General features: G+C 68.2%; 17 protein-coding genes. 10 read left to right on the top strand and 7 right to left on the bottom strand.

Going from position 1 to position 17,219, the window contains the following annotated elements; translation table 11 throughout:
• Positions 1-221: 221 nt before the first annotated feature.
• The 5 genes from BN1186_RS01145 to pyrR form a co-directional block, all read right to left on the bottom strand.
• The gene (locus BN1186_RS01145; RefSeq protein WP_040281741.1) at positions 222-809 is read right to left on the bottom strand and encodes a hypothetical protein; all 588 of its coding nucleotides are present in this window, start codon (positions 807-809) and stop codon (positions 222-224) included.
• A 645-nt stretch (positions 810-1,454) separates the two neighbouring features.
• A complete protein-coding gene (locus BN1186_RS01150) occupies positions 1,455-1,760 on the bottom strand; it encodes a hypothetical protein (protein WP_139650736.1) in 306 nt (101 codons plus the stop codon).
• Positions 1,761-2,087: 327 nt separating this feature from the next.
• The gene (locus BN1186_RS01155) at positions 2,088-3,353 is read right to left on the bottom strand and encodes a dihydroorotase (protein ID WP_040281746.1); all 1,266 of its coding nucleotides are present in this window, start codon (positions 3,351-3,353) and stop codon (positions 2,088-2,090) included.
• Positions 3,354-4,283: an aspartate carbamoyltransferase catalytic subunit gene (locus BN1186_RS01160; protein WP_040281748.1), complete on the bottom strand. Its 930-nt coding sequence runs from the start codon at positions 4,281-4,283 to the stop codon at positions 3,354-3,356.
• On the bottom strand, positions 4,280-4,813 hold the full coding sequence (gene pyrR / locus BN1186_RS01165) for a bifunctional pyr operon transcriptional regulator/uracil phosphoribosyltransferase PyrR (RefSeq protein WP_040281750.1): 534 nt from the start codon (positions 4,811-4,813) through the stop codon (positions 4,280-4,282). The genes BN1186_RS01160 and pyrR overlap by 4 nt, the downstream gene beginning before the upstream one ends.
• A gap of 79 nt (positions 4,814-4,892) precedes the next feature.
• Between pyrR and BN1186_RS01170 the strand changes: the two genes are divergently transcribed.
• Positions 4,893-5,117, top strand: coding sequence for a hypothetical protein (locus tag BN1186_RS01170; RefSeq protein ID WP_040281752.1), 225 nt, complete (start codon positions 4,893-4,895; stop codon positions 5,115-5,117).
• A 220-nt stretch (positions 5,118-5,337) separates the two neighbouring features.
• Here BN1186_RS01170 and pepN read toward each other — a convergent pair whose 3' ends face one another.
• Positions 5,338-7,926 (bottom strand): aminopeptidase N, encoded by a 2,589-nt coding sequence (gene pepN, locus BN1186_RS01175; protein WP_040281754.1) that lies wholly within the window; start codon positions 7,924-7,926, stop codon positions 5,338-5,340.
• A gap of 166 nt (positions 7,927-8,092) precedes the next feature.
• Between pepN and ligA the strand changes: the two genes are divergently transcribed.
• Entirely contained in the window at positions 8,093-10,186 is a 2,094-nt protein-coding gene (gene ligA, locus BN1186_RS01180) for an NAD-dependent DNA ligase LigA (protein WP_040281756.1), read from the top strand.
• Positions 10,187-10,193: 7 nt separating this feature from the next.
• Entirely contained in the window at positions 10,194-10,640 is a 447-nt protein-coding gene (locus BN1186_RS01185; protein WP_040281758.1) for a ribose-5-phosphate isomerase, read from the top strand.
• Between the two features lie 35 nt (positions 10,641-10,675).
• Here BN1186_RS01185 and BN1186_RS15330 read toward each other — a convergent pair whose 3' ends face one another.
• Positions 10,676-10,825: a hypothetical protein gene (locus tag BN1186_RS15330; RefSeq protein ID WP_180348994.1), complete on the bottom strand. Its 150-nt coding sequence runs from the start codon at positions 10,823-10,825 to the stop codon at positions 10,676-10,678.
• A gap of 34 nt (positions 10,826-10,859) precedes the next feature.
• Between BN1186_RS15330 and BN1186_RS01190 the strand changes: the two genes are divergently transcribed.
• The 7 genes from BN1186_RS01190 to BN1186_RS01220 all read left to right on the top strand — a co-directional run bounded on the left by BN1186_RS01190 (position 10,860) and on the right by BN1186_RS01220 (position 17,207).
• Complete coding sequence (locus BN1186_RS01190; protein ID WP_040281760.1) at positions 10,860-11,669, top strand: Fpg/Nei family DNA glycosylase; 810 nt, start codon at positions 10,860-10,862, stop codon at positions 11,667-11,669.
• Between the two features lie 48 nt (positions 11,670-11,717).
• Positions 11,718-12,146 (top strand): OsmC family protein, encoded by a 429-nt coding sequence (locus BN1186_RS01195; protein WP_425471457.1) that lies wholly within the window; start codon positions 11,718-11,720, stop codon positions 12,144-12,146.
• Positions 12,147-12,243: 97 nt separating this feature from the next.
• A complete protein-coding gene (locus BN1186_RS01200) occupies positions 12,244-13,761 on the top strand; it encodes an ABC transporter substrate-binding protein (protein ID WP_040281764.1) in 1,518 nt (505 codons plus the stop codon).
• Between the two features lie 41 nt (positions 13,762-13,802).
• Complete coding sequence (locus BN1186_RS01205) at positions 13,803-14,768, top strand: ABC transporter permease (RefSeq protein WP_040281766.1); 966 nt, start codon at positions 13,803-13,805, stop codon at positions 14,766-14,768.
• Positions 14,765-15,637: an ABC transporter permease gene (locus BN1186_RS01210; RefSeq protein WP_040281768.1), complete on the top strand. Its 873-nt coding sequence runs from the start codon at positions 14,765-14,767 to the stop codon at positions 15,635-15,637. Before BN1186_RS01205 ends, BN1186_RS01210 begins: the two co-directional genes overlap by 4 nt.
• Complete coding sequence (locus tag BN1186_RS01215; RefSeq protein ID WP_040281770.1) at positions 15,634-16,437, top strand: ATP-binding cassette domain-containing protein; 804 nt, start codon at positions 15,634-15,636, stop codon at positions 16,435-16,437. Before BN1186_RS01210 ends, BN1186_RS01215 begins: the two co-directional genes overlap by 4 nt.
• Positions 16,434-17,207, top strand: a complete 774-nt coding sequence (locus BN1186_RS01220; RefSeq protein ID WP_040281772.1) for an ATP-binding cassette domain-containing protein — start codon at positions 16,434-16,436, stop codon at positions 17,205-17,207. The genes BN1186_RS01215 and BN1186_RS01220 overlap by 4 nt, the downstream gene beginning before the upstream one ends.
• The last annotated feature ends 12 nt before the right edge of the window (positions 17,208-17,219 follow it).

Raw genomic sequence — 17,219 nt, forward strand, 5'->3', positions numbered from 1 at the left:
GGCGGTGCGATAAACGTCGCGTTGTTCCACCGGCCGACCCGAGAACACAGTGACCGCAGCCGGGGTGATGCGGTAGCCGGCCACGGTGTGGCGTCGCTGATTGCCTCTGCCAGACGCGCTGAGGCCGCTTCAAGGGGTGGCTCAGGCGCCTGGGTGCACCCCGCGCCGAGCGCAACCGCGTCAGTCAGTCCCAGCAGTAGGCGTACCGATGGAGCCGGGCGTTACCCGAAGTACTCATTGAACATTGCGTCGGCCTGGCCAGCGGAGGAGGCCTCATTGTCGATGTAGTTGCGGATAGTGGTGCGTAGGGCCACCACCATGTCCTCCGCGGCGGTGTGTCCACCGGCGATGGCTGTTTCGAGCCTATCCGCGAGGGAGTTGATGGCTGATGACTGCGCGGCTGTGACGTGCGGCATGTCAATCATCTGCACGGGCAGATCTGAGGTCGACTTGGCCTTGGTCTCCAGTGCGCCCATCTCGGTGGCGATATCGTCCCAGTAATCGATGTGCGTCTTGAACCACTCCACATCCGTGCGCAATTCGTCGTCGGAGGGGTTGCCGGGGTTGTCCAGGTTCCGGCCGGAGCCTCCTGGGCCTGTCCATTCGCCACCGGGGCCGATGTTGATCAGATCGTTTTCCAGCAGTCCGACATTGATGACAGTGTCGATGGCGGAGGAGAGCTCGCGACCCTGCTCCTTGACGCGGTCGAAGAAGAGGGTGCGCTGCCGCTGGATGGCGTCGACGACTCCTTTGGCGGCGCTGATGAAGCCATCGATCTTCGAGTAGTTCTGGATCAAGTCCTGGACCATGTCGATAGATGTCCTGCTGCTCGATCGCAAGATCGCTCAGGTTGCCCATGGTGGTGGTGATGTTCGTCAGGAAGCTGGAGGTGTTGGTTACCATGTCCCCCACGAGGCCGCGGGCCGCGCCCGCGCGGCGGTTCTGGGTGCCCACGACACTGTTGAACTCATTCGCGCTGGAACCCAGCCAGGAGTCTCCCGCAGCCTGGACCTCTTCCATGTTGGCCGGGTAGTAGATGGCGGAGAAGTCGGCGTGGACGCCGAACCAGTCGATGAGGAAGTCGCCGATGTCATCGGGGATCCTAGCCAGTTTGTCCGCACGCGTGCCCTGCTCGTCGTCGGTGGTGTTGTACTCGGTGCGGGCGGACTCGATGTGCTCCATGGCCTCGCCCTGACGCGTGTGGTCTTTGCCACGGATGTTGTGCCAGAACTTGTCGAACCCGCTGGGCTCTTCCTCGCTGTAGTAGCCGCCCGAGGGGCAGAACGGCCACGATTCACAGGAGTACTCCTTGAAGTCCCCGACGAGGCCTTGGGCGGCGTCAAGTTCCGCGAGCACCAGTTCCGCTTGGAGCTCGTAGGCGTCAGTCAGGTCTTCTGTCATCTGTCTGATGAGATCAATGGTGTCTTGGGGGCTCATGGTTCACTACCTCCGGGTCACGATGCGATGAAATGTTGGCGGGCGGCGGCGAAGTGGCCGCGGGCTTCAGCGATGTCGGTATCAACTTGGGGCGCGGCGGCCAGCGGTCGGGGCAGAATGGCGAGGATGGTGTCGCACAGCTCCTGCAGCGACGCCTCCTGCGCCCATTCGGGGTTGAGATACACGGCGTTGAAACGGCCTCCGACGGTGGAGACGTTGACACGGTTGCCGGCGTCCTCGTGACGCTCCTCGCGCGTGCGCTCGACTTCGCCGGCCTTCAGCCTGGCGAGGTAGCGACGCATGGCCTGACGTCCGCGGCGCATGTCTTCGAGGTAGGAGGCTACCGCGTTGATCGGCAACTCCCGGTGAGGTGTCTCTTCGACCGCGTCAGTGCGTGGGGAAACTCGGGGCGGTAGGGCCTCCCCGATGAGTTGAGACAACTGTTCAGCGAGTGCTGCGGGTTCGAATCGGTTTCTCCATTGGCTGGAGATCCGTGGCGATTCCACAGAGCCGTTCTCGACGTGGATCGCGATGGTCCCTGTGGGGTCTTCGAGCTGCTGATCGTTCACACTTCCTCCTAGCTGAGAACTCTAGAGGGCAGCGAGGTCACGGGCTCTAGGCCCAGATGCTCACATGGTTGCCGAGGTGCGTCAGCGTCGGAAGGTCGGCTTGCCGCGCAGGAAGGTGGCCTCCACGGGGTCCGGGAGCGTACGGCCGTCGTACGGGTTGTTCCGGCTCAGGGACTTCGACCCGGTCTTGTCCACCTCCGCGGTGCGATCCGGGTGGATGAGCACAACGTTGGCGGGTTCGCCGACAGTGAGGGGGCGGCCCTGGCCGGACAGCGAGGCGAGGCGGGCCGGCGCGTGGCTCATCCGCTCGGCCACCTGTTCCCAGGTGAGGCGGCCCGGCTTCACCATGGTCTCGATGACCACGGACAGCGCCTGCTCCAGGCCCAGCATGCCGGGCTTGGCGTCGACGAAGGCGTGGTCCTTGTCCTGCGGGGCGTGCGGCGCATGATCGGTGCCCACCATGTCGATGGTGCCGTCCTCGAGCGCGGCGCGGAGCGCCTCGATGTGTTCGGGGGTGCGCAGGGGCGGGTTGACCTTGTAGACGGTGTCGTAGCCGGTCAACTCCTCCGTGCCCAGCAGGAGATGGTGCGGGGTGACCTCGGCGGTGATGTTGATGCCGCGGGACTTCGCCCAGCGCACCACCTCGACGCCCTCTGCGGAGGTGATGTGGCACACGTGCAGCCTGGAACCGGTGGCCTCGGCGAGCATGGCGTCGCGGGCGATGATCGTGGCCTCGGCCACAGGCGGCCAACCGGCCAGGCCGAGGCGACCCGAGAGTTCGCCCTCGTGGCAGCAGGCGCCGGGGCCGGCCAGGAACGCGTCCTGCGAGTGCTGCGCGATGACGCCACCGAACGGGGCCACCCATTCGAGGGCGCGGCGCATGAGTTGCGGGTTCATCACGCACATGCCGTCGTCGGAGAACATCGTCACGCCGGCTCCGGAGCGGTGCATCAGGCCGAGTTCGGAGAGTTCCTCGCCCTTGAGTCCCTTGGTGATGGCGCCGATGACGACGACGTCGACGAGGCCGGCCCGGCGGCCCAACGCATGGACGTGCTCGGCTTTCTCCGCGGTGTCGGTGACCGGCTGGGTGTTGGCCATGGCGCACACCGCGGTGAACCCACCACGGGCCGCGGCCTCGGAGCCGCTCTGCACCGTCTCGGCGTCCTCGCGGCCGGGCTCGCGCAGGTGCGTGTGGGGATCGACCAGTCCCGGCAGGGCGATGAGGCCGTCGCAGTCGATGACCTCGGCGTCGGCGGGGGCGTCCTCGGCGAGCACGCCGTCGACAAGGTGCAGATCCGTGCGCGTGCCGTCGGGCAGTTGCACTCCTCGAAGCGTGGTGGCGGTCATCTACTGTTCCTCTCCCGCGAGCAGGTGATAGAGCACGCTCATGCGCACCGCGACTCCGGACGAGACCTGGTCGAGGATGATCGAGCGGGCGGCGTCGGCGGCGGCCGACGAGATCTCGAGGCCGCGGTTGAGCGGGCCGGGGTGCGCGATGCAGGCGCCGTCCTTCAGCATCGCCAGGCGGCGGGGGGTCAGCCCGTAGGCGTCGATGTATTCGCGCTCCGACGGGAAGAACCCGCCGTACATGCGTTCGCGCTGCACGCGCAGCATCATGGCGACGTCCGCCTCCGGCAGCACGTCGTCGAAGGTGGCGGTCGTCTCCACGCCCCAGGCCTCGACGCCGGGAGGCATGAGCGTGGGCGGGGCCACCAGCGCGACGGAGGCGCCGAGTTTCTGCCACAGCAGGACGTTGGAGCGCACAACGCGGGAATGGAGGAGGTCTCCGGTGATGACCACGCGTTTGCCTGGGAGGTCGCCGAGGTCGTGGGCGCGGAGGTGGCGGCGCACGGCGTGCGCGTCGAGCAGTGCCTGGGTGGGGTGCTCGTGCATGCCGTCGCCGGCGTTGACCATCGAGGCGCGGACCCAACCGGCGGCCTGCGCCACGGAGCCGGAGCCGGCGTGGCGCATCACGATGGCGTCGACGCCCATCGCGTCGAGCGTCTGCAGCGTGTCCTTCATCGACTCACCCTTGGACACCGACGAGCCCTTCGCCGAGACGTTGATGGCGTCGGCGGAGAGCCACTTGGCGGCGAGTTCAAAGGAGGAGCGCGTCCGCGTCGAGTCCTCGAAGAACAGGTTGACCACGGTGCGCCCGCGCAGTGCGGGCAGCTTCTTGATGGTGCGCGACTGGACCTCGTGCATCTCCTCGGCGGTGTCGAGGATGGTCCAGATCTCGTCTTCGCTCAGGTCCGCTATGCCGAGGAGGTGCTTCACTCGCCGCTCCGTTCGATGGTGATGAGGTCTTCCCCGTCCGTCTCGGCGAGATGCACGCGGACGCGCTCGTCGCGGGCGGTGGGGATGTGCTTGCCGACGATATCGGCCTGGATCGGGAGGTCGCGGCCGCCGCGGTCGATGAGGGCCACCAGCTGGATGGCGCGGGGCCGGCCGAGATCTGCCAGCGCGAGGAGGGCGGCCTGGATGGTGCGGCCGGAGAACAGCACGTCGTCGACGAGGACGACGACCTTGTCGTCGATCTCCGCGGGCAGGACGGTGGGGCTGGGCATGCGCGTGGGATTGCGGCGCAGGTCGTCGCGGTACATGGTGATGTCGAGCCTGCCGACGGGCAGGTCGTGGCCCTGCTCCCGGGCGATGGAGGCGATGCGCTCAGCCAGCGGCGCGCCTCTGGTGATGATGCCCAGCAGGATCACGTCGTCGCTGCCGTGGTTCTTCTCGAGGATCTCGTGGGTCATGCGGGTCAACGCCCACTGCATCTCGTCGGCACCTACGACGGCGCGTGGCTCCATGGCTTCCTCCCGTGGTCGCACCGAATCTACCGCACGGACCGGCATGCCCGGCACCCCAGTTCGGTATAGAGTGCAGCCCATGAACCTGCTCCCTCTTGAGGTCCTTCCAGGCTGGCCCCAGCCGGAGCCCGTCTCTGACACGTTCCTCATGCTGCTGATGGTGATCGGCCCGCTGGCCTTCGGCGTGATCGTGGCCCTGCTGTACTTCGGCCCCAAACTCGCCCGTGAGCGGCGCGAGCGTGAACTCGGCACGGTCGTCGCCCGCCACGACCTGGACGCCTCCCGCCCCGATCAGTCCCTGTAACTGCGCCGGGGTTGCGGGGCATCCTCCGGCCACCACGTCCCTGAGGCCGGGCGAGAACGACTTCTTCGACGGACCTTTTGCATGCTTCCTCGCCACCATCGTGGTGGAACTCCTCTGAGTGAAGACCGTGTCGAAACCCCCAAGCATCCGCACCGGCCGGAAACGGACGCTTGGGGGGTTCGACGCGACCGCTCCGCTCGCTAGCTCGCGGCCGGCCGGCTCAACCAGCGTTGCGGCTGCGCCCCTGGGCCTTCAGCGCGCGCCTGGCCTCGTCGAGGCGTTCGGTGACGCTGCGGCGCACCTGCTCGCTGGGCTCGTTGTCATCAAGCCACGCCTGCACGGTGGCCACGAGGGACTCGGTGACCAGCGGCGTCGGGAACAACCACCGCAGGGCGGTGCCCACGGTGGCGTAGCCCCGCTCTGCCCATGGGCCCTCGCGGCGCGAGATCTTCCCCAGCAGATCGAGATAGGCGGCCGGGTAGGGCTCCAGCACCTCGTCCTGGCCGTAGCGCCAGAAGCCCATGCAGATGGCGCGGTGCGTCTCGTTGGGCACGTCCGCGTCGTCGGTGGCCAGCGACCAGGCCTGAGCCTTGGAATCCTCGTCCGGTACAGCGGCGCCCGCGCCAGCGGCCTGCTCGGCCCCGGCGGAGGTGTTGTCGCGGTCCAGTTCGGCCGAGATCTCGTCGTGGCCGATCGCGCCCAGCTTCGCCAGCGAGGCGGTGATGGCCCAGCGCATGCCGGTGTCGATGGCCAGCCCCGCGGGCACCTCCTCGCCGTTCAGCCAGCCGCGCAGCAACTCGATGCCCTCGGCGGAGCGGATGTTGGCGACCAGAGCCTTGGCGATCAGCACCTGCTTGTCGGAGCCGGGCTCGGCGTCCTTGAGGAGTTTGGCCAGTCCGCCCACCCAGCGGGTGTTGAGCTCGTCGCGCAGCTCGGGCGCGGTGAAGGCGAGGGAGGCGTTGGTGGCCTGGTTCAGCAGCGTGGAGACGCCGGCCATGTCCTGCTCCGACGGCAGCGCGGCCTGCACGAGGCGCTTGTACTGCTGGGAGGGGAACTCCGCGTCGCGGGTCATCTCCCAGAACGCGGTCAGCGCGACGGCGCGGGCGAGCGGATCGGTCAGCGCGCCGATGTGCTCCACCAGCGCGGCGGCGGACTGCTCGTCGAGGCGGACCTTGGCGTAGGTGAGGTCGCCGTCGTTGAGGAGCACCACGTCGCCGCGGTGCACGCCGATGAGGTGGTCGATGGCGGTGCGCTCGCCGTCGATGTCGGTCTCCACGTACTCGCTGCGGGTCAGGCCGTCCTCGCCGAGCGCGTAGACGCCGATGCCGAGGCGGTGCGTGCGCAGCGTCGGCCAGTCCGGGTGCGCGGTCTGCACCACGTCGAAGCGGGTGAAGCGGCCCTCGTCGTCGACGTCGAAATCCGCGGCGAGGGTGTTGACGCCGGCGGTCTCGAGCCACTGGGAGGAGAACCAGGACAGGTCGCGGCCGGAGGCGGCCTCGAGTTCGACGAGCAGGTCGTTGAGCTGCGTGTTGCCCCAGGCGTGCTTGCCGAAGTACTCGTGCACGCCCGCCAGGAAGGCCTCCTCGCCGACGACGGAGACCAGCAGCTTCAGGACGGAGGCGCCCTTGGCGTAGGTGATGCCGTCGAAGTTCTGCTCCACCTTCTCCAGGTCGCCCATGTCCGCGGCGATGGGGTGGGTGGTGGAGAGCTGGTCCTGCAGGTAGGCCCATGCCTTGCGCTCGTTGCTGAACGACGCCCACGAGTTGGCGCCGGTGTCGTAGCGCTGCGAGATCTTGTCGTTGGCGTAGTGGGAGGCCCACTCGGCGAACGACTCGTTGAGCCACAGGTCGTCCCACCACCGCATGGTCACCAGGTCGCCGAACCACATGTGGGCCAACTCGTGGAGGATGGTGTTGTCGCGCGAGTCCAGTTCGCGGGAGGTCACGCGGGAGCGGAAGAGGTACTCGTCGCGGAACGTGACGCAGCCGGCATTCTCCATGGCGCCGGCGTTGAACTCGGGCACGAAGATCTGGTCGTACGTGGTGAACGGGTAGGGCACGCCGAAGGATTCCTCGAACACCTCGAAGCCGCGCTGCGTGGTGGTCAGGATGCGGTCCGCGTCCAGGTATTCGGCCAGCGACTGGCGGCAGGCCACCGAGGCGGAGATCTCCTTGCCGTCGGTGGTGATGGTGCCGGGCACCACGTGGAACTCGCCGGCCACGAGGGCGGTGATGTAGGTCGACATCCGCGGCGTAGTCTCGTGCTCGAAACGACCGAAGCCGTCGCCGATGTCGTGGGGTTCCACGCTGGCGGAGTTGGTGAACACCACCCAGTGGTCGGGCGCGTCGACGGTGAGCTGGAAGGTGGCCTTCTGATCCGGCTGCTCGGCGTTGGCGTACATGCGGCGCGCATCCGCGGTCTCGAACTGCGTGTAGAGGTAGACCTTCCCGTCGGCCGGGTCGACGAAGCGGTGCAGGCCCTCGCCGGTGTTGGAGTAGCGGCATGTGGCCACCACGCGCACCTCACAGGTGCCTTCGGAGAGTTCCGGGAGGGGGAGGCGGTAGCCGTCGAAGGCGGAGGTGTCGAAGGGCTCGCCGTCGAGGGTGGCCTCACGCACCTCATCGGCGATGAGGTCGAGGTGCGTCGAGCCGCCGTGCGACGTCAGCGTCAGCTCGGTGGTGGAGACGAACTGCTTCTCCGGCTGCGCCACGTCGCGCCCGGTGAGATCCACGTGGATCCGGTACGACTCCGTGCTGATGACCTGGGTCCGCGCGACTGCCTCGTCGCGCGTGATGTTCGCCGTAGCCATGAGGTGGTGGTTCTCCTGTTCACTGGTTTCAGCCGCCGCCAAAGGCAACGGCTCTCGACATTGTTCTACCGAACTGCACGAAAAGGTGGGATTTCGGGCACTCTCCCGCAGAACTGGGCGGTGAGACGCCTTTCCGGGCCTGCTCCTGGTGGTTGCGTGTGCAACGATGAGCGCCATGACCGAACAGACCGAGGCGGGGGTCGAGTCCCCGGAGTTGCGCCGCGAGTGGACCGAGCTGAACAACCGGCTGGCCGAGGCGCAGGAGGCCTACTACGGGGCGGATTCGCCCACGTTGTCAGATGCGGACTACGACGAGGCCATGCGCCAGTTGCAGGCACTCGAAGAGGCCCATCCCTCCCTGGTCACGCCGGATTCGGTCACGCAGCGGGTGGGTGCGGCCCGCATCACGGACTTCAAGCCGGTGGAGCACCGCCGTCGCCTGCTCAGCCTGGACAACGTGTTCTCGGAGGAGGAACTCGCGGCATGGCTGACGCGCACGCCCGCAGAGCGTTACCTGTGCGAGCTGAAGATCGACGGCCTGGCCATCAACCTGCTCTACCTCGACGGCAGGCTCAGCGTGGCCGCCACCCGGGGCGACGGGCGCGTGGGCGAGGACGTGACGCCCAACGTGCTCACCATCAAGGGGGTGCCGCACCGGCTGAAGGGGGATGCGCCTCCCGTGCTGGAGGTGCGCGGCGAGGTGTTCTTCCCTGTGGCCGGTTTCGAGCGCCTCAATGAGCAGTTGGTGGCAGACGGGAAGGCTCCGTTCGCGAACCCGCGCAACGCCGCGGCGGGCTCGCTGCGGCAGAAGAATCCGGCGGTGAGCGCCTCGCGCCCGCTGCAGATGATCGTGCACGGCATCGGTGCGGTGGAAGGCACCTCCTTCACGTCGCAGTCTGATGCCTACCGCCGGTTGAAGGAGTGGGGCCTGCCCGTCTCGGAGGCGTACCAGGTGGTCTCCTCCGCCGAGGAGGTGGCCGGATTCGTCGACTACTACGGCGAGCACCGCCACGATGTGGCCCACGAGATCGACGGCATCGTGATCAAGGTGGACCAGCTCTCGGAGCAGGACAGGCTGGGTTCCACGTCGAGGGCGCCCCGCTGGGCCATCGCGTACAAGTATCCGCCCGAGGAGGTCAACACCAAGCTGCTCGACATCCAGGTCAATGTGGGTCGCACCGGCCGGGTGACCCCGTACGGGGTGATGGAGCCGGTGTTCGTCAGCGGCTCCACGGTGGAGATGGCCACGCTGCACAACGGCTACGAGGTGGCACGCAAGGGCGTGCTCATCGGGGACACGGTGGTGCTGCGCAAGGCCGGCGACGTGATCCCGGAGATCGTGGCACCGGTGGTGGCCCTGCGCGACGGCACGGAGCGCGCGTTCGTGATGCCCACACACTGCCCCTCCTGCGGCACGGAGCTGCGGCCGGAGAAGGAGGGGGACAAGGACATCCGCTGCCCCAACTCGCGCACCTGCCCCAGCCAGTTGCGCGAGCGGCTGTTCGGGTTGGCCTCGCGGGGTGCGCTCGACATCGAGGCGCTGGGCTGGAAGGGGGCGGACGCGCTGCTGGGCGCCGGCCTGCTGGCAGACGAGGGCGGGCTGTTCGACCTGAAGGCTGAGGACCTGCTGCGCACCGAGTTCTACACCCGGCAGGCCAAGCCGTCAGACGGCGACGCGCCCACCCGTGACGGCCGCGTGCTCTCGACGGTGGGGGAGAACCTGCTGAAGAACCTGGAGGCCGTCAAGACCCAGCCGCTGTGGCGCGTCCTGGTGGCGCTGTCGATCCGGCACGTCGGGCCCACCGCGGCACGCTCGCTGGCGGCGCGCTTCGCCTCGCTCGACGCCATCCGCGCCGCCTCCCTGGAGGAGTTGGCCGATACCGACGGCGTGGGCGGCGTGATCGCCGAATCGGTGAAGAACTGGTTCGACGTGGACTGGCACGTCGCGATCGTGGACAGGTGGGCGGCGGCCGGCGTGCGGATGGCGGACGAGGCTGACGAGGCCGCGCCCCGCACACTTGAGGGGCTCACCGTCGTGGTCACGGGATCGCTGGAGGGCTTCACCCGCGACAGCGCGAAGGAGGCCATCATCACCCGCGGCGGCAAGGCGGCCGGGTCGGTCAGCAGGAACACCGACTACGTCGTCGTCGGCGAGAACGCCGGCTCCAAGGCGGCCAAGGCGGAGGAACTGGGGTTGCCCATCCTCGACGAGGCCGGATTCGTCACCCTCCTGGGCGAGGGGCCCGCCGGGCTGGGATGATGGAGCCATGCGAATCCACATTGCCACTGACCATGCAGCTTTCGAGCTGAAGAACTACCTCGTCGAGCGGCTTCAGGAGGACGGCCACGAGGTCGTCGACCACGGCGCCCACGAGTACGACGCGCAGGACGACTACCCGCCGTTCGTGATCGAGTGCGCCGAGGCCGTCGTCGCCGAGGAGGGCTCGCTGGGCGTGGTGCTGGGCGGCTCGGGCAACGGCGAGCAGATCGCCGCCAACAAGGTGAAGGGCGCGCGCGCGGCGCTGGCCCACAACACGGAGTTGGCCACCCTGGCGCGCGAGCACAACAACGCCAACATCGTGTCACTGGGCGGGCGCATGCAGCCGCTCGAGGAGTCCTACGAGATCGTCAAGGCCTTCATCGCCACCGAATGGCTGGGGGAGGAGCGGCATCAGCGCCGCATCGACCTCATCACGGCATACGAGAACCGCTGAGCCTGGATCTGGGCCGCTTTTTTCCGGTTGAACGCTCAACGTGGCTGCGCATCGCGGCGTGGTTGCGGCCGGCGTTCGCCCTCGCGGCGGGGCAGCAGCTTGGCGCGGAGCGCCCGCTCGCGGTCCACCAGACCTGAGACGCCATCGCGCCCGAACTCGCGCCGCTGCTGTTGCTCATCGCTCATGCCCACAGTCTAGGGCGCTGGCTAGAGTGGCGGGATGCCTGAGGGTCACGTCATTCACCGGCTCGCCTCCCAGTACACCGCCACGTTCGGCGGGGGCGAGGTCTCCGTCACCTCCCCGCAGGGGCGGTTCAACGCCGCACCCCTCGACGGCTCGGTCTTCCTGCAGGGTGAGGCCGTGGGCAAGCACCTGTTCCTCGACTTCTCCACCGGCGACGTGGTGCACATCCATCTGGGGCTGATCGGGAAGATACGGTTCGAGCCGCTGGCCCCACCGGTGGGCCAGGTGCGCCTGAGGGTGCACAACGGACGCACCATGGCCGACCTCCGCGGTCCCCAGTGGTGCCGCACCATCACGCAGGACGAGCGCGACGCAGTCGTCGAGGCGAGCGGGCCGGATCCACTGCGCGACGATGCGGACCCGGCGCGCGGGTTCGAGCGGCTGCGGCGCTCCGGCAAGTCGATCGCCGCGCTGCTGATGGATCAGCGGGTGGCCGCAGGGGTCGGCAACATCTTCCGCGCCGAGGTGCTCTACCGCCACCGCTTGAACCCCACCGTGCCCGGCCGGGAGATCGACCGGCGCACCTGGAATGTGCTGTGGGCCGACATGGTGCATCTGATGCACTACGCCGTCGACCATGGCCGGATCGACACGGTGCGCGAGGAACACGGCCCCGAGGCGCAGGGCCGCGACCCGCGCGTCGACCGACACGGGGGAGAGGTCTACGTCTACCGCCGGGCGGGGCAGCCGTGCCTGGTGTGCGGATCGGAGATCCGCTGTGCCACGATGGAGGGCCGCAACCTGTACTGGTGCGGGCGGTGCCAGCGGCGCAAGCGGGCGTCATGAGAACATCCACCCGAGAACCGATCCGAAGGGACATCGACCATGGCAGAAGTGAGCAGGCGTGCAACCGAGGTGGTTCTCACCCGAATCTCCAGCAGCGAGTTCCGCGCCACCAACGAGCGGGGTGGCCACATCACGATGGGTACCGGGGACTCGCCCGAGTTCACTCCGGTGGAACTGCTGCTGGCCGCCATCGCGGGGTGCGGCTCCATCGATGTGGACATGGTCACGGCGCGTCGTGCGACCCCGGAGGCCTTCAAGGTGACCGCCACGGGGGACCGGGTCAAGGACGGGGACGGCAACCGCGTCGACGACATCAGGATCTCGTTCAACGTGACGTTTCCCGAGGGAGAGGATGGGGACCGCGCGCGCCGCATCCTCGATTCGGCCATCGGGCAGGCCCACGACAGGCTCTGCACGGTGTCGCGAACCGTCGAACTGGGCACGCCTGTGGTGATGGAGCGCGGCGCGTCCGCCTGAGCGCCGGAAATTCCCCGGCAACAGCGGGAATGAATCGGGTCCCGGGCGGGTTGACAAGGGATGGCGACCGTCGCCGTCACTCACGAAGGACACCCGTATGAGAACACTCTGGAAAGCCGTTGCCGCGATCGCCGCAGCCTCCATGATGCTGACCGCCTGCGGGGGCTCCACCGACGGCGACGCCCCGGGTGGCAACGACACCGTCGCGGCGGACGCGGATGCGGCCATCGAGATCGGTTCGCTCTACGAGCCGGGCAACCTCAGCAACACCGGCGGCGGTGGGCAGGGTGTGACCGAGGCCTTGGGCGGCAACGTCTACGAGGCCCTCATCAAGCTCGAGGATGACGGCTCCATCAGCAACCTCCTCGCCGAGGACTATGAGGTCAGCGACGACGGCCTCACCTACACGTTCACCCTGCGTGACGGCGTGCGGTTCCACTCTGGCCGCGACCTCGTCGCCGCCGATGTGGTGGCCAGCTACGAGCGGGTGGTCGACGAAGACTCCCAGGCCGCACGCAAGTCCAGCTTCGCCGTCGTTGAATCCGCCGAGGCTCCGGACGACCACACCGTCGTGTTCACCCTCAGCAGCAGGTCCATCTCCTTTCCCTACTTCATGAGCTACGTGTGGGTGGTGAACCCGGACCTGGCGGATCCGCAGACCGAAACCGACGGCACCGGCCCCTACACGCTCGACGAGTGGCGCCGTGGCAGCACGCTCAGCCTCGTGCGCAACGACGACTACTGGGGTGACCCCGCCAGCAACGGAAGGGTCACCTTCAACTACTTCACCGATGCCAGCGCGCTCGGCAACTCGCTGCTCACTGGGCAGCTCGATCTCGTGACCGCCATCCAGAGCCCGGATTCGCTGGTGCCGTTCGAGGACAACCCCGAGTTCCAGATCAGCGAAGGCACCTCGACGGTGAAGGAACTGCTCGCCTTCAATGACCGCGTGGCCCCGTTCGACGACGCCCGCGTGCGCCGCGCCATCTACTCCGCGGTGGACCGCGAAAAGCTCCTCAGCGCGATCTGGGACGGCCGCGGCACGCTCATCGGCTCGATGGTGCCGCCCACCGACCCCTGGTACGAGGATCTGACCAGTCTCAACCCCTACGATCCAGACCTGGCGAAGGAGCTTCTCGCCGAGGCCGGCCATGCCGACGGGTTCTCCTTCACGCTCCAGACCCCCAACTACGATCCCCACCCGCAGGTGGCGGAGTTCCTGAAGTCTGAGCTCGCCAGGGTGAACATCACCGTGGAGATCGAGACGATCACGTCGGACGAGTGGTACGAGAAGGTGTTCAAGGAGCGCGCCTTCGAGGCCACGCTGCAGGAGCACGTCAACGACCGCGACGTGGTCTGGTACGCCAACCCCGATTTCTACTGGGGCTACGACAATGCCGACGTGCAGCGCCTCGTAGACGAGGCCGAGCAGGCCGCCAGCCCGGAGGAGCAGGCCGAGAAGCTGAAGGAGGCTAACCGGATCATCGCTGGTGAGGCCGCCAGCAACTGGCTCTACCTGTTCCCGCAGATCGTGGTTGCCCACGCGGACGTGGCGGGCTTCCCCGTCAACGGGTTGAACTCGCAGTTCCACGTCTACGACATCACTAAGGGCTGAGAGTTGCCCCTGACCGACCATCGCACCCGGGTGGGCGCGCCATGATCTCCTATCTGGCGCGCCGGCTGGGCTTCCTGCTGCTCAGCTTCGTGTTGGCCATGCTCGCCATCTTCGTCCTGCTGCGCCTCCTGCCGGGAGACCCCGCCAACGCTCTGTTGTCGATCGACGCGACGCCTGAACAGATCGAGGCGGCCCAGGATCAGGTGGGCTCGAACCTGCCGATCTGGCAGCAGCTTCTCGTGTGGCTGGGCGAGGTAATGCGGCTCGACCTCGGAGAATCGTTCATCAGCGGCACCGAGGTGCTGCCGGAGATTGTGCAGCGGCTGGGCGTCACGATTCCCCTCACGCTGATCGCCTTCACGCTGTCCCTGCTCGTGGCCAGCTTCGTCGGGTACTTCGCCGCCACTCAAGCCCACACCCGGCTGGGCGTGCTGTTGTCGGGGCTGTCTCAGGTGGGCATCGCGGTGCCCGTGTTCTGGATCGGCATCCTGCTGGTGTGGATCCTCGCGCTCCAGTTGCGGCTGTTTCCGTCCGGCAGTTTCCCACGCGACGGCTGGGCTGACCCGGCAGGGGCGCTGCGCTCGCTGACCCTCCCGGTGCTCACCATCGTCGCTGTGATGAGCGCGTCGCTGACCCGCTACGTCCGCTCCGCCACGCTCGACGTGCTCGATTCCGACTACCTGCGCTTCGCACGTGCGCTGGGCGCCGGCAGGGGAGAGGCGTTCGTCGCGCACGGGCTACGCAACGCGTCGGTGCCGGTGATCTCGATCCTCGGCATCGAGTTGGCCTCGACGCTGCTGGGCGCCGTCGTCGTCGAGTCCGTCTTCACGCTGCCGGGCTTGGGCTCCATGCTCACCAAGGGCATCGAACAGCACGACTACCCGAGCATCCAGGGGGTGCTGCTGGTGACCACCTTCTTCGTGCTGATCATCGGCTTCCTGGCCGACGTGGCCCAGCGCCTCGTCGACCCGCGCCTGCGCACCACCCTGTCGGGAGCGGACGCATGAGCGCGCCGGTGGAGCTGCCCACCCAGGTGGAGGCCGCGCCCGAGGTGGCGGGGCGCGCCCGGCTACCGCTGACACTCGTGGTGGGTGCGGCCTTGCTGCTGTTCGCCGCCGTTGTGGCGCTGACCTCGTTGGTCTGGCTGCCCTACGACCTGGCCGACACCTCCGGTGGCCGGCTCGAGGCGCCCGGTGCTGACCACTGGCTGGGCACCGACAGGCTGGGCCGCGACAGCGCGTCGTTCATCATGGCGGGCACCCGCATAGCCCTGACCGTCGGCATCGGCAGCACCGCTATCGCGGTGGGGATCGGCGTGGTGGTGGGTCTCATCGCCGCGTTCTCACGGGGCTGGGCGGACGACCTGCAGTCGTCCCTGCTCGACGTCGTCATCGCATTCCCCACCCTGTTGCTCGCCATGCTGATCGGTGCTGCCCAGGGTGCGAGCCTGACCTCGGCCGTTGTCTCCATCGGAGTGGCGGCCTCCGCCATCGTCGCGCGGCTGACCCGCGTGCTGGCAAAGCGGCTGCTGCGTCAACAGTTCATCACCGCCGCACGCACATCGGGCACCGGCTGGTGGGGGATCATCCGCCACCACCTCCTGCCGAACATGTGGCCCACGCTGGTGGTGGCCGCGGCGCTGATCTTCGGCGCGGCGGTGCTGGCCGAGGCGAGCCTGTCCTACCTGGGCCTCGGCGTGCCGCCGCCCAACTCCTCGCTGGGGCGGCTCCTGCAGGAATCACAATCGACCGTGCTCACCGCCCCCTGGGGTGCGATCGCTCCGGGCCTGGTGATCGTCGCGATCGTGCTCGGCGCGAACTTCCTCGCCGACGGTCTGCGGGACCGCCTCGACCCCACCAGGAGGGAGCGCCGATGAGCCCCTATATCGAAGTGACAGATCTCAGCGTCGCCGTGGGCGCCGGCCACCGGGTGGTGGACGGGGTCTCGTTCCACGTCGGCGAGGGCGAACGGCTGGGCATCATCGGCGAATCCGGATCCGGCAAGTCCGTGACCACGCTCGCGATGCTCGGGCTGTTGCCCCGCACTCTCAGGGCCGGTGGATCCATCCTCATCGACGGGCAGCAGGTGGTGGGGGCACCCGAGCGCGCGTTGCAGAGCGTGCGGGGGGTGAAGGCCACGATGGTCTTCCAGGATCCCTCCACGGCGCTGGATCCCCTCGCGCGCGTCGAGAAGCTGATCGCCGAGCCCATCCGGCGGCACAGGGGCCTGCGCGGCTCGGCGCTGTCATCCGCGGTCAAGGACGCCCTGGCGGAGGTCTCCCTGCCCTCGGACGACCGGCTGCTGCGAGCCTTCCCCCACGAGATCTCCGGCGGTCAACGGCAGCGGGTCGCCATCGCCGCAGCGCTGGCGTGTCGGCCGCGGGTGCTGATCGCGGATGAGCCGACGACAGCCTTGGACGTCACGGTGCAGGCCGAGATCCTCGATCTGCTGACGCGCGTGGCGGATGCCCATGGCATGGGGCTGGTGTTCGTCTCGCACGACATCGCGGTGGTCTCTGCCACCGTCGAGCGCGCCATCGTGATGCGTTCGGGGAAGGTCGTGGAGGAGGGGCCGGTGGGGCGCCTGATCGAGGAGCCTCAGGACGCCTACACACAACGGTTGATCGGCAGCGCCCGCGCGCTGGACGCTGCCCTGACGACGGGGCGGATCGGATGAGCATCCTGGCACTCGACGACGTCACCTTCCGCTACCGCGGGGCGAGGCAACCGGCGCTCGACGGCGTGAGCATGACGGTGCAACCGGGCCGGAGCCTCGGGATCGTCGGTGAATCAGGCTCGGGGAAGAGCACGGCTCTGTCGCTGCTGCTGGCGCTGCGCGAGCCCAGCGCGGGACAGGTCCTCTTCGAAGGTGAGCCGCTGCGTGCGCGGGACACGGCACAGGTTCGGCGTCTCCGACGTGGCGTCCAGCCGGTGTTCCAGGATCCCTACGCCTCGCTGGATCCGCGGATGAGGATTGACCGGATCGTGGGGGAGCCTCTCTTCTCGCTCGGTATCGAACGCAACGCCGGCGCCCGGCGTCGCCGCGTCGCCGAGGCGCTGGCAGAGGTGGGGCTCGGCGACGACACGCTGAGCCGATACCCGCACGAGTTCTCCGGCGGACAGCGCCAGCGCATCGCGATCGCCCGTGCCCTGGCGACGGAGCCCTCGGTGCTGGTGGCCGACGAGCCGGTCAGCGCGCTCGACGTGACCACCCGGATCGACGTCATCGCCCTGCTGGACAGGCTGCGGAGGGAACGGGGGTTGGGCATCGTGATGGTCTCCCACGACATCAGCGTGGTCGCGGCGCTGTGCGACGACGTCGCGGTGCTGAAGGACGGCCGGCTGGTGGAGGCAGGGGAGACGCTCCCGCTGCTCACGAGCCCCAGGCATGCCTACACGCGCCAGTTGATCTCGGCGATCCCGAGGCTGACTCCGCCAGTCGCGTGAAACCCCGCATAG

It is taken from the genome of Tessaracoccus massiliensis, from assembly GCF_000826065.2.
Lineage (GTDB): Bacteria > Actinomycetota > Actinomycetes > Propionibacteriales > Propionibacteriaceae > Arachnia > Arachnia massiliensis_A.

What these genes read in the sequence shown, in the direction of transcription:
- BN1186_RS01145 (WP_040281741.1), bottom strand. Translation starts at nt 809, where the DNA reads ATGGTCCAGGACTTGATCCAGAACTACTCGAAGATCGATGGCTTCATC.
- BN1186_RS01150 (WP_139650736.1), bottom strand. Translation starts at nt 1,760, where the DNA reads ATGCGCCGCGGACGTCAGGCCATGCGTCGCTACCTCGCCAGGCTGAAG.
- BN1186_RS01155 (WP_040281746.1), bottom strand. Translation starts at nt 3,353, where the DNA reads ATGACCGCCACCACGCTTCGAGGAGTGCAACTGCCCGACGGCACGCGC.
- pyrR (WP_040281750.1), bottom strand. Translation starts at nt 4,813, where the DNA reads ATGGAGCCACGCGCCGTCGTAGGTGCCGACGAGATGCAGTGGGCGTTG.
- BN1186_RS01170 (WP_040281752.1), top strand. Translation starts at nt 4,893, where the DNA reads ATGAACCTGCTCCCTCTTGAGGTCCTTCCAGGCTGGCCCCAGCCGGAG.
- pepN (WP_040281754.1), bottom strand. Translation starts at nt 7,926, where the DNA reads ATGGCTACGGCGAACATCACGCGCGACGAGGCAGTCGCGCGGACCCAG.
- ligA (WP_040281756.1), top strand. Translation starts at nt 8,093, where the DNA reads ATGAGCGCCATGACCGAACAGACCGAGGCGGGGGTCGAGTCCCCGGAG.
- BN1186_RS01185 (WP_040281758.1), top strand. Translation starts at nt 10,194, where the DNA reads ATGCGAATCCACATTGCCACTGACCATGCAGCTTTCGAGCTGAAGAAC.
- BN1186_RS15330 (WP_180348994.1), bottom strand. Translation starts at nt 10,825, where the DNA reads ATGAGCGATGAGCAACAGCAGCGGCGCGAGTTCGGGCGCGATGGCGTC.
- BN1186_RS01190 (WP_040281760.1), top strand. Translation starts at nt 10,860, where the DNA reads ATGCCTGAGGGTCACGTCATTCACCGGCTCGCCTCCCAGTACACCGCC.
- BN1186_RS01200 (WP_040281764.1), top strand. Translation starts at nt 12,244, where the DNA reads ATGAGAACACTCTGGAAAGCCGTTGCCGCGATCGCCGCAGCCTCCATG.
- BN1186_RS01205 (WP_040281766.1), top strand. Translation starts at nt 13,803, where the DNA reads ATGATCTCCTATCTGGCGCGCCGGCTGGGCTTCCTGCTGCTCAGCTTC.
- BN1186_RS01210 (WP_040281768.1), top strand. Translation starts at nt 14,765, where the DNA reads ATGAGCGCGCCGGTGGAGCTGCCCACCCAGGTGGAGGCCGCGCCCGAG.
- BN1186_RS01215 (WP_040281770.1), top strand. Translation starts at nt 15,634, where the DNA reads ATGAGCCCCTATATCGAAGTGACAGATCTCAGCGTCGCCGTGGGCGCC.
- BN1186_RS01220 (WP_040281772.1), top strand. Translation starts at nt 16,434, where the DNA reads ATGAGCATCCTGGCACTCGACGACGTCACCTTCCGCTACCGCGGGGCG.